Raw genomic sequence first — 11,089 nt, forward strand, 5'->3', positions numbered from 1 at the left:
ACCCGGACGTGCGTCGCAGCCTGATGACCCAGAAAGCCTACGCCGAAGGTCTGCGCGCGCTGTATCTGTACACCGCGACCTACCAGGACGCGGCGGTTGCCAAGGCGCTGCACGGTGTGGACGCCGACCTGGCAGTCAAGGTCAACGACCTGATGCTGCCGATCGTCAAGGGTGTCGGCTCGGAGCAGGCTTACGCCAAGCTCACCGAGAGCCTGCAGACCTTCGGTGGTTCCGGCTTCCTGCAGGACTACCCGATCGAGCAGTACATCCGTGACTCGAAGATCGACTCGCTCTACGAGGGCACCACTGCCATCCAGGCGCAGGACTTCTTCTTCCGGAAGATCGTGCGCGACAAGGGTGTGGCGTTGGCTCACGTGTCGGGCGAGATCGAGGAGTTCATCAAGAACGAGTCCGGCAATGGTCGGCTGAAGGCCGAGCGTGCGCTGCTCTCTACCGCCCTGGCCGATGTCCAGGCGATGGCGGCGACCTTGACCGGCTACCTGATGGCCGCTCAGGACGAGATCTCCAGCATCTACAAAGTCGGTACCGGTTCGGTGCGCTTCCTGATGAGCGTCGGCGACCTGGTGATCGGCTGGCTGCTGCAGCGTCAGGCCGCCGTGGCTCTGGAGGCGCTGGACGCCGGCGGTGTCAGCGACGCCGATAAGGCCTACTACGAAGGCAAGATCGCCGTGGCCTCGTTCTTCTCGAAGAACTTCCTGCCGCTGCTGACCAGCACCCGCCAGGTGCTGGAGACGATCGACAACGAGATCATGGAGCTCGACGAAGCGGCGTTCTGAGCCCAGACTGCACAGCAAAATCCCCCGTTCTCCTCGGAGACGGGGGATTTTGCTTGCGCGCTGATTATGTGAAAGGGGAGGGGCCGCCGCGGGATCCCCTCATTCCGTCGGCGGCCCCAGTCTCGACCCCCGCCTGCGAGCAGGCGTGCTGTCGTTTCGAGGACGCCCCGCGCTGCCATCTGGGTCGGGGGGTCGGACGACAACACGGAGCTATCCAGTCAGTTGGCTACCCGGGCGCCGCTGTCGCTAAACGCCGGGCGAATCGCCGCCCCGATCCGGCTCTCAGGCCTCCAGAATGGCCGCCACGCCCTGGCCACCTGCGGCGCAGATGGATATCAGGCCACGAACCGGCTTGCCGCCGTTCTTCGCTTTGGCCTCATGCAGCTGCTTGGCCAGCTGAGCGAGAATCCGCCCGCCGGTGGCCGCAAACGGGTGGCCGGCGGCCAGTGATGACCCGTTGACGTTGAGCTTGGACCGGTCGATGGATCCCTGCGCGGCGTCCAGGCCGAGTCGCTCTTTGCAGTACTCCTCGGACTCCCAGGCCTGCAGGTGCGCCAGCACCACCGAGGCGAACGCCTCATGGATCTCGTAGAAGTCGAAGTCCTGCAGCGTCAGCCCGTTGCGGGCCAGCAGCCGCGGCACCGCGTAGGTCGGCGCCATCAGCAGACCATCAGGGCCGTTGATGTAGTCGACCGACGCCGTCTCGGCATCGACGAAGTAGGCCAGCGGCGTCAGCGAGTGCTCGGCGGCCCACTCCTCGCTGGACAGCAGTGCCACCGAGGCGCCGTCGGTCAACGGGGTCGAGTTTCCGGCGGTCATCGTGGCGTCGCCGGCCTTGACTCCGAACACCGGCTTGAGTTTGGCAAGCTTCTCCGCCGACGAGTCCGCACGCAGGTTGTCGTCCCGGTACAGGCCGAGGAACGGCGTGACCAGATCGTCGAAGAACCCGCGGTCGTAGGCCGCCGCCATGTTGCGGTGGCTGGCGGCCGACAGCTCATCCTGGTCGACCCGCTTGATGCCCATCTGCTTGGCCGTAATCGCCTGGTGATCGCCCATCGACAGCCCGGTGCGCGGCTCGCTGTTCACCGGGATCTCTACCCCGAGGCTGGCCGGGAGTTTGCCGACCAGCTTCAGCCGATCGACGTTGGACTTGGAACGCCGCAGGCCAAGCAGGGTGTGGCGCAGGTTGTTTCCCAGAGCGATCGGCGCATCGGAGGTGGTGTCCACCCCGCCCGCGGCCGCGGCCTCATACCGGCCCGCCGCAATACCGTCGGCCGCGGCGATCGCCGCCTGCAGACCGGTGCCACACGCCTGCTGCAGGTCGAACGCCGGCGTGTAGGACGACAACGCAGAGCCGAGCACGCATTCGCGCATCAGGTTGAAGTCGCGGCTGTGCTTGAGTACGGCGCCGCCGATCACCGCACCCAGCCGCTCACCGGACAGACCGAACCGGTCGACCAGCCCGCCCAGGGCCGCGGTGAACATGTCCTGGTTGGACGCCTCGGCGTAGGCGCGGTCCGAGCGCGCAAACGGAATCCGGTTGCCACCCAGCACAGCAACGCGGCGTTTGGCAGCGGTCGCCTGGGAACTTGCAGAGGTGCTTTCAGAAGCCACGCTTATCTCCGTCACTTGATGGTTATCCACGGTTAGGAGCCATCCTACTCATCGTCCTTACTCTGGAGTAAGTTAGCTCTCGACTATCGTACGGATACCCGACAGCATGGAAGGCAACTCAGTGGCAGCCGATCTATTTTCCCAAGTCGTCAACTCCGGGCCAGGCTCGTTTCTCGCCAAGCAGCTCGGTGTGCCACAGCCCGAGAAACTGCGTCGGTACCGGGCCGGCGAACCACCGCTGGCCGGGTCGTTGCTGATCGGGGGCGAGGGCCGAGTTGTCGAGCCGCTGCGGGCGGCACTGGACACCGACTATGACGTGGTGGGGGCCAACCTGGGCGGGCGATGGGCGGATTCCTTCGGTGGGCTGGTGTTCGACGCCACCGGCATCACCACACCGGCCAAGCTGACGGCTTTGCACGAGTTCTTCACCCCGCTGCTGCGCAACATCGGCCACTCGGGTCGCGTCGTCGTCGTCGGCACCACTCCCGAGGAAGCCGCGAGCAGCGATGAGCGGATCGCGCAGCGCGCGTTGGAGGGCTTCACCCGCTCGCTGGGCAAGGAGCTGCAGCGCGGTGCCACCGTGGCGCTGGTTTACCTGTCCGCGGACGCCAAACCCGCCGCCACCGGCCTCGAGTCGACTCTGCGCTTCCTGTTGTCGGCCAAGTCGGCCTATGTGGACGGCCAGGTGTTCTACGTCGGCGCCGCCGACTCAACACCGCTCGCCGACTGGGACAAGCCGCTGAACGGCAAGGTGGGCATCGTCACCGGCGCCGCGCGCGGCATCGGCGCGACGATCGCCGAGGTGTTCGCCCGCGACGGGGCGCGTGTCGTGGCGATCGACGTGGAGTCCGCCGCGGAGGCGCTGGCCGAGACGGCCACCCGCATCGGCGGCACGGCGCTGACGCTCGACGTCACCGCTGAGGACGCCGTCGATCGCATCACCGAGCACCTGCGCGAGCACTACAACGGCCACGCTGACATTCTGGTCAACAACGCCGGGATCACCCGCGACAAGCTGCTGGCAAACATGGACGACGCGCGGTGGAACTCGGTTTTGGCCGTCAACTTGCTTGCGCCGCAACGTCTTACCGAGGGCTTGGTGTCCAACGGCAGCATCGGCGAGGGTGGCCGGATCATCGGCCTGTCGTCGATGGCCGGCATCGCCGGCAACCGCGGGCAGACCAACTACGCCGCCACCAAGGCCGGCATGATCGGGCTCACCCAGGCCCTGGCGCCGTCGCTCGGCGAGAAGGGCGTCACGATCAACGCTGTCGCGCCCGGGTTCATCGAGACCCAGATGACGGCGGCGATCCCACTGGCCACCCGCGAGGTGGGCCGTCGACTCAACTCCCTGTACCAGGGCGGACAACCGGTCGACGTGGCCGAGACAATCGCCTACTTCGCCAGTCCGGCGTCAAACGCGGTGACGGGCAACGTTATCCGCGTCTGCGGCCAGGCCATGCTCGGCGCCTAGTCCGGCGACGATGCGGATCGGAACGATCCGAGGAGGAGCCGGCCCATCGACTTAGGAGAAGAACCAGTGACGCAACCAAGCGGACTGAAGAACATGCTGCGCGCGGCGGCGGGGGCGTTGCCGTTCGTGCCACGCGGCAGCCAATTGCCCTCCCGCGCAGTGACGGTCGACGAATTGCCCATCGATCGCGCCAATGTGGCCGAATATGCAGAGGTCACCGGTCTGCGTTACGCCGATACCGTGCCACTGACCTATCCGTTCGCGTTGACGTTCCCGACGATGATGTCACTGGTGACTGGGTTCGACTTCCCGTTCGCTGCAATGGGTTCCGTCCATATCGAAAATGAGATCAGCCAGTACCGCCCGATCAAGGTGACCGACACGGTCAACATCGCGGTACACGCAGAGAACCTGCGCGAACACCGCAAGGGCCTGCTGGTCGACCTGGTGACCGATGTCAACGTCGGCAACGAGGTGGCGTGGCACCAGGTCACGACGTTCCTGCATCAGCAGCGCACCAGCTTGTCCGACGAGCCCAAGCCGCCGCCGCAGAAGCAGCCCAAACTGCCTGCACCCAAGTCGATCCTGCGGGTCACCCCGGGCCAGATTCGCCGCTACGCCAATGTCGGCGGTGACCACAATCCGATCCACACCAACTCGGTCGGGGCCAAGCTGTTCGGATTCCCCACCGTCATTGCGCACGGAATGTTCAGCGCGGCAGCCGTATTGACCAACCTGGAGGCCAGCCTCCCCGATGCGGTGACGTATTCGGTACGGTTCGGAAAGCCGCTGCTGCTGCCGTCCAGCGCCGGGCTGTACGTCGATCAGGTGCAAGACGGCTGGGACCTAAGCCTGCGCAACATCGCCAAGGGGTATCCGTATCTCACCGGGACGCTACGGGCGCACTAACCCGCGGCCGCGCTCGACGAGACGCAGCAAGCCGTAGGCGCCCAAGGCTGCCGCGAGGAATACCAGTAGCAGCCATAGCGGCGGTCTGGCGAGTTCCCACACGAAGATCGCGGCCCAAAACGGCGTGCGTTGCGTGACCGCGAGCACTCCGGCAGCACCCGCCATTGAGATGGCCGGCACATGGAAGTGGGTTCCGGCCGCGGCGTTGATGATCAGCACGAACAGCGTTCCGGCCGCGGCACCGGTGGCCAGCGCCGGGGTGAGCATGCCGCCGACCGCGCCGGTCCGCAGAAAGACCGCCGTTACAAGGGGTTTCAACGCCAGGACAGCAACCGCCGTGCCCAGGGTCATTCCGCCGGCCAGTGTCGCAGTCAAGATCGACTTGCCGTTGCCGGGCAGTTCGGGCCACCAGTGCGAGCAGACACCAACCAGCAGCCCGGCTCCGGCGATCGCAGGGATCAGCAGCCACGATCGCTTCAAAGCGCGCTGTTGTGCCGCCTCCATCAGGCGGTTGAAGCCCAGGCCCAACACCAAGGTCAACGGAGCCAACGCCAACGCGTAGGCGATCAACCGATACGACATGTGCGCGTTGGGCCAGATCAGGTTCGGCTGATTGTGCGTCACGAACGAGGCGACGGCGACGGCAAGACTCGAGGTGATCAATGCCGCACCCACCGCTCGGGGATGCCAGCTTTTCAACATGATTCGCAGCGAGAACAGCGCACCGCCCAGCGGCACGGCGTACACCGCACCCAGTCCGGCGCCCGCCGCGCAGCCCAGCAGGATCTCGCGATCCTGTGGCGACAGTCGCTTCAGCCATCCCGTTCCGAAATCCCCGAGCGCTGCGGCGAGTTGGCGCGGAGCACCTTCCCGTCCTAACGAGGCACCGGAGCCGACCACCAGAACCTGTAATGCCGCGTCGAACCCGAAGGGCAGCAGGCGAATACGTTCGCGGTCCGCGATCGCTGTGGACAGTTGCGGAACATCGGCCCTGGCCCGTAGCAACCACCAGCCGAGTCCGGCGAGACCACCGCCGACCATCGGTCCCACGGCGCGGCGGGCCAGACTGCTTGCGGTCACGCCCTGCAGCAAGGATCCGAATGCGTAGTGATAGGTGAGGTGTTCGACGGAGCGCAACAACAGCGTGGTCAGCAACCCGGCAACTCCGGCACCCAGGCCGACGATCACCACCGCGCAGACGAAGTCGATATTGCGGCGTCGCATCAAGCCGGCCCTGACTAACCGGATTCGGTGGCGGGTTCGGCCGCTTCTTTGTCGCTTGGTTTGCCCTTGAGTCCGCGCCAGAATAGGTTGATCATCACGTCGGCCGCCCCGTCGAGGTCGGTGTCGCCGGTACTGAGCCGGGTCGCGATCGCCTCACCGGCGCCGACCAGTGCGGCGGCGATCATCTCGAAGTCCGTGTCGGGTTCAGGATTCCGGGTGCCCGCCTGCAGCACTCGGACCACCAGGGCGATGATTCGCTCACGTCCTTCACGCACGGTATGGGCAAACGCCTGCGAGTTGGTAGCCTGGGCATACATCACGATCCAGGACGCACGGTTGGCGTCGATGTAACGCATGAACGCGACAATTGTGTTGTGCAGCAGGTCTCTCGGACTCTGATCGAGATTGATCTCCTCGCGCACACCGTCGATGAACCGCGCCAGCTCGCGATCCAGGCATGCGCCGAACAGCTCCTCCTTGGAGCCGTAATACAGGTAGAGCATCGGCTTTGAGATCTCGGCCTTGGCAGCGATCGCGTCCATCGACGTGTCGTGATAGCCGTTGATGGAGAACATCTCGACCGCGGCATCCAGCATCTGCTGCTCTCGCACAGCACGAGGTAACCGCTTGGTACCACCTGCCATGCCGTCCCCTATCTAGCCGACATCAGCGCGCCTGTCGGCGAGACTGCGTCAGTTCAGAGTAAGCAATGCACGGTCGCGCCGCCGGATTACGGTCCGCAATCCGGCTTGGGGCCTTTGAACTTCGCGATCCGCCGGACCGAGTCGTCGACGTCGGACATCTTCAATTCCTTGGCGTCCAACGCCTTCTGTAGCCGGTCGAGAACCGCGGGCACCTCGTCGGTGGTGATCCACAGCGCAACGTCGGTGCCGGCCTTCAGGGTTAGCAGCACCGCCTCGGGCACCGTGTAGTGGTCTTTGATCGCCGCCATGCTGGACAGGTCGTCGCTGAATATCGCGCCGTCGAAGGCCGGGCCGTTGTAACCGACGCCGGTGCGCAACATCTGCACGGCGGCCCGGCTGACGCTGGCCGGTTCGTTGCCGGTGAGGTCGGGCACCTGCAGGTGCCCGACCATCGCGCCCTGCGGGGCGACGGCGTTCAACAGGGCGCGGTAAGGCACTAAGTCGTTGTTCTGCAACTGCTGCAGCGGCGGCGTGACGATGACCGACCCGGTGTGCGAGTCACCGGATCCGTGTCCGTGACCCGGGAAATGCTTGAGCACCGGCAGCAGCCCGGCATCGCGCAGACCCCGGGCGTAGGCACCGGCGTACTCGACGACTTTTTGCGGATCCGGACTGAATGACCGGTCGCCGATCACCGTGTCTTCGGGGGCGTCGGTGACATCGACGTCGGGCGCGAAGTCGACGGTGATGCCGAGGCCACGGATCCGGTGGCCGCGGTCCAGGGCCATGCCGTAGACCTCGTCGGGAGTATGTGTCTGCGCCAGCACCCGCGCCGACGGCGCGGGACCGATCAGCTTGGACAGCCTCGCCACCCGGCCGCCCTCCTCGTCGACGCTGACCGCCACCGGCAGCGCAGTGCTGGCTGACAGGTCCTTGACTAGGTTGGGTCCCAGCATCTTCAGGTCGGTCCAGCTGCCGATGAAGATGCCGCCAACGTGGTAGGTCGTCACCACAGCCTTGGCGTCGTCGCCGTCGCGAACGCCCACCATCAACAGTTGCGCCAGCTTCTCGCGGGCAGGCAGGGCCGCCGGGTCTCCACACGCCGGTTTGGCCGGCGGAATCGGCTTCGCCGAAGACGAGCTGGCCGGTGCGGTCGCGGGCTTATGCGCGGCGTGGCCACACCCCGCGATCAGCGCCGTGGCGGCGGCAAACACGGCCAGTACACGCGGGAATCCCATCAGGCCATGCTGTCATGAGGTGGGGCGCCCGCGGCTAGGAGGCCACGACCTCGTCTTCTGCTAGGTTGGGCAGCTATGAATCGCTTTGTTGCACCCGCCGCCGCCAGCGTTGTGGTCGGCCTATTGCTGGGTGCAGCCGCGATCTTCGGTATCACGCTGATGGTGCAGCAGGACACCAAACCGCCGCTCCCCGGGGGCGACCCGCAGTCGTCGGTGCTCAACCGGGTCGAGTACGGCAACCGCAGCTAGCGCCCGGCGACGATGCGGGCCGGGCAACGGCCCGGTGAGGAGCCGGGCAATCAGACACGGACAATGCGGGCCGAACCCGGGTCCGTCGAGGTCATGCCGCTGTCCCGACGCTGGTTGTGGTTGGTCGCAGCGGTCGCGCTGGCGCTGAGCTTCGGCTCGTCTCCCGGCCAGATCTCCCCCGACACGAAGCTCGACCTGACGGCCAACCCGCTGCGCTTCCTGGCCCGGGCGACCAATCTGTGGAACAGCGAGTTGCCGTTCGGGCAGGCGCAGAATCAGGCCTACGGCTACCTCTTCCCGCACGGCACGTTCTTCTTGGCCGGTCACCTGCTCGGGCTGCCGGGCTGGATCACCCAGCGGCTGTGGTGGGCGCTGCTGTTGACCGTCGGCTTTTGGGGACTGCTACGCGTCGCCGAGGCGCTGGGCATCGGCAGCCCGACGTCGCGGGCTGTCGCCGCTACGGCGTTCGCGCTGTCACCACGGGTCCTGACCACATTGGGGTCGATTTCGTCGGAGACCCTGCCGATCATGCTGGCGCCGTGGGTGATACTGCCCACGATTCTGGCGCTGCGCGACAATGACCTCAGTGGACCCTCGGTGCGTCGGCTGGCCGGTCAGGCCGGGGTGGCGGCGGCGCTGATGGGAGCGGTCAATGCGATCGCCACACTGGCCGGGTGTCTGCCCGCGGCGATCTGGTGGGCCTGCCATCGGCCTAACCGGCGGTGGTGGCGCTACACCGCGTGGTGGCTGCTGGCCCTGACGCTGGCGATGATGTGGTGGCTGGTGGCACTGATCCTGATGGCCCGGATCAGTCCCCCCTTCCTGGACTTCATCGAATCCTCGGGCGTGACGACGCAATGGTCGTCGTTGGTCGAAGTGCTGCGCGGCACCGACAGCTGGACGCCATTCGTTGCGCCCAACGCCACCGCGGGTGCGCCGCTGGTGACCGGGTCGGTCGCGATCCTGGCCACTTGCCTGGTCGCGGCGGGCGGGCTGGCCGGGCTGGCAATGGGAGGCATGCCGGCGCGCGGGCGACTGGTGACGATGCTGATCATCGGCGTGGTGTTGCTGGGCATCGGATACAGCGGTGGGCTGGGTTCACCGCTGGCGCAGCAGGTGCAGGCGTTCCTGGACGCCGGCGGTGCACCGCTGCGCAACGTGCACAAGCTGGAGTCGCTGATCCGGATCCCTATCGTGTTGGGGCTGGCCCAGCTGCTCGGCCGGATCCCGTTACCGGGCAGCGTCCCGAAACAGTTGTGGCGCAGTGCATTTGCCCATCCCGAACGCGACCGGCGGGTCGCTGTCGGGATCGTGGTGCTCACCGCGCTGATCGCCGGGACATCGCTGGCCTGGACCGGACGCATCGCCCCACCCGGCACTTACACTGCGATTCCGCGTTATTGGCATGACACCGCCGAATGGTTGTCCGCACACAACACCGGCACTCCGACCCGCGGCCGTGTCCTGGTGGTCCCCGGCGCACCGTTCGCCACCCAACTGTGGGGCACCAGCCACGACGAACCGCTGCAGGTGCTCGGCGACAGTCCCTGGGGTGTACGCGACTCGATCCCGCTGACGCCGCCACAGACCATCCGCGCACTGGACTCGGTCCAACGGCTGTTCGCGGCCGGAATGCCCTCCGAAGGCCTGGCTGATACGCTTGCCCGACAAGGGATTTCGTATGTCGTGGTGCGCAACGACTTGGACCCGGATGCGTCGCGCTCGGCACGCCCGATCCTGGTGCACCGGGCCATCACCGGATCGCCGCGACTGCAGAAGGTCGCCCAGTTCGGTGCGCCGGCCGGCCCGGGCCCGGTGGCCGGATTCGTCACCGACAGCGGCCTGCGACCCCGGTACCCCGCTGTGGAGATCTACCGCGTCACCGCGACCGCGGCCGATCCCGCCGCCCCCTACCTGGCCGACGTCGACCAGATGCCCCGCATCGATGGCGGACCGGAGGCGTTGCTGCGACTCGACGAGCGTCGGCGGCTGTCCGGCCGGCCACCGCTGGGCCCCGCACTGCTGACCGCGGACGCCGTCGGGGCGAACCTGCCGGTACCGGTCGTCACCGTCACCGATACCCCGCTGGCCCGTGAGACGGACTACGGACGGGTCGACGATCATTCGTCGGCGATCCGTGCCGAGGACGATACCCGGCGCACCTTCAACCGGGTGCCCGACTATCCGACCCCCGGCGCCGCAACGGTTTACGGCTCCTGGACCGGCGGACGGCTGACCGCATCAAGTTCGTCGTCGGATTCGACAGTCCTGCCCGACGTCGCCACCGCCGCGTCGCCGGCGGCCGCGATCGACGCCGACTCGGCGACCGCCTGGGTGTCCAACAGTCTGCAGTCGGCCGTCGGTCAATGGCTTCAGATCGACTTCGACCATCCGGTGACCAACAGTGTCATCACCATCACGCCCAGCGCGACCACTGTCGGCGCGCAGGTCCGCCGCGTCGAGGTCGAAACCGTCACCGGTACAACGACGTTGAGGTTTGACGAGGCCGGAAAGCCGATCAGCGGGGCGCTGCCGTACGGCGAGACCCCGTGGGTCCGCATCACCGCGATCGGCACCGACGACGGGTCACCCGGGGTGCAGTTCGCGATCACCGACCTGTCGATCACCCAGTACGACGCCCACGGATTCGCACATCCGATCAATGTTCGGCATACCGCCCTCGTTCCCCCGGCACCACCGAATGCCGCTGTGGCGCAATGGGATCTAGGGTCCGATCCGCTGGGCAGGCCGGGCTGCGCGAAGGGCCTGACGAACGTGCAGTGCGCGTCCTCGATGGCGCTGGCAGCGGAATCGCCGGCGACCTTCAGCCGCACGCTGAGCGTGCCGCAGCCGATGTCGGTGGTGCCGACGGTCTGGGTCCGTGCGCGGTCGGGGCCCAAGCTGGCCGACCTGGTGGCCGAGCCGGACACCACCCTGGCC

At 66.8% G+C, this 11,089-nt stretch carries 9 protein-coding genes; 5 read left to right on the forward strand and 4 right to left on the reverse strand.

Annotation, left to right across the window (positions count from 1 at the left end; translation table 11 throughout):
* Positions 1 to 797 (forward strand): acyl-CoA dehydrogenase (locus tag WAO18_RS00140; protein ID WP_422202864.1); only part of this gene is annotated, 797 nt, incomplete at its 5' end.
* A gap of 282 nt (positions 798 to 1,079) precedes the next feature.
* On the opposite strand, the gene WAO18_RS00145 is transcribed toward WAO18_RS00140, so the two are convergent.
* On the reverse strand, positions 1,080 to 2,411 hold the full coding sequence (locus WAO18_RS00145) for an acetyl-CoA C-acetyltransferase (RefSeq protein WP_422202866.1): 1,332 nt from the start codon (positions 2,409 to 2,411) through the stop codon (positions 1,080 to 1,082).
* Positions 2,412 to 2,517: 106 nt separating this feature from the next.
* On the opposite strand from WAO18_RS00145, the gene WAO18_RS00150 reads away from it, so the two are divergent.
* Together WAO18_RS00150 and WAO18_RS00155 are read left to right on the forward strand one after the other, a co-directional pair.
* Positions 2,518 to 3,885, forward strand: a complete 1,368-nt coding sequence (locus WAO18_RS00150) for a 3-oxoacyl-ACP reductase (RefSeq protein ID WP_422202868.1) — start codon at positions 2,518 to 2,520, stop codon at positions 3,883 to 3,885.
* A 66-nt stretch (positions 3,886 to 3,951) separates the two neighbouring features.
* Positions 3,952 to 4,794, forward strand: a complete 843-nt coding sequence (locus tag WAO18_RS00155) for a MaoC/PaaZ C-terminal domain-containing protein (RefSeq protein ID WP_422202870.1) — start codon at positions 3,952 to 3,954, stop codon at positions 4,792 to 4,794.
* Here WAO18_RS00155 and WAO18_RS00160 read toward each other — a convergent pair.
* From WAO18_RS00160 to WAO18_RS00170, 3 genes are all read right to left on the reverse strand, one after another.
* On the reverse strand, positions 4,780 to 6,018 hold the full coding sequence (locus WAO18_RS00160) for a chloride channel protein (protein ID WP_422202872.1): 1,239 nt from the start codon (positions 6,016 to 6,018) through the stop codon (positions 4,780 to 4,782). The genes WAO18_RS00155 and WAO18_RS00160 overlap by 15 nt on opposite strands.
* A 14-nt stretch (positions 6,019 to 6,032) precedes the next feature.
* Positions 6,033 to 6,662, reverse strand: coding sequence for a TetR/AcrR family transcriptional regulator (locus WAO18_RS00165; protein ID WP_422202874.1), 630 nt, complete (start codon positions 6,660 to 6,662; stop codon positions 6,033 to 6,035).
* Between the two features lie 86 nt (positions 6,663 to 6,748).
* Positions 6,749 to 7,900: a glycoside hydrolase family 3 N-terminal domain-containing protein gene (locus WAO18_RS00170; RefSeq protein ID WP_422202876.1), complete on the reverse strand. Its 1,152-nt coding sequence runs from the start codon at positions 7,898 to 7,900 to the stop codon at positions 6,749 to 6,751.
* 75 nt (positions 7,901 to 7,975) lie between these two features.
* On the opposite strand from WAO18_RS00170, the gene WAO18_RS00175 reads away from it, so the two are divergent.
* Both WAO18_RS00175 and WAO18_RS00180 read left to right on the forward strand, forming a co-directional pair.
* Complete coding sequence (locus WAO18_RS00175) at positions 7,976 to 8,149, forward strand: DUF2613 domain-containing protein (RefSeq protein WP_067342410.1); 174 nt, start codon at positions 7,976 to 7,978, stop codon at positions 8,147 to 8,149.
* A 93-nt stretch (positions 8,150 to 8,242) separates the two neighbouring features.
* Positions 8,243 to 11,089: DUF3367 domain-containing protein (locus tag WAO18_RS00180; RefSeq protein ID WP_422202877.1), on the forward strand; the 2,847-nt coding region annotated here is incomplete at its 3' end.

Origin of the sequence: Mycobacterium sp. (genome assembly GCF_049278535.1) — a bacterium.
In the GTDB taxonomy this organism is placed as follows: Bacteria; Actinomycetota; Actinomycetes; order Mycobacteriales; family Mycobacteriaceae; genus Mycobacterium.

Excerpts from the sequence above, each read along its gene's own strand:
- WAO18_RS00150 (WP_422202868.1), top strand. The coding sequence starts at position 2,518 with ATGGAAGGCAACTCAGTGGCAGCCGATCTATTTTCCCAAGTCGTCAAC.
- WAO18_RS00160 (WP_422202872.1), bottom strand. The coding sequence starts at position 6,018 with ATGCGACGCCGCAATATCGACTTCGTCTGCGCGGTGGTGATCGTCGGC.
- WAO18_RS00165 (WP_422202874.1), bottom strand. The coding sequence starts at position 6,662 with ATGGCAGGTGGTACCAAGCGGTTACCTCGTGCTGTGCGAGAGCAGCAG.
- WAO18_RS00170 (WP_422202876.1), bottom strand. The coding sequence starts at position 7,900 with ATGGGATTCCCGCGTGTACTGGCCGTGTTTGCCGCCGCCACGGCGCTG.
- WAO18_RS00175 (WP_067342410.1), top strand. The coding sequence starts at position 7,976 with ATGAATCGCTTTGTTGCACCCGCCGCCGCCAGCGTTGTGGTCGGCCTA.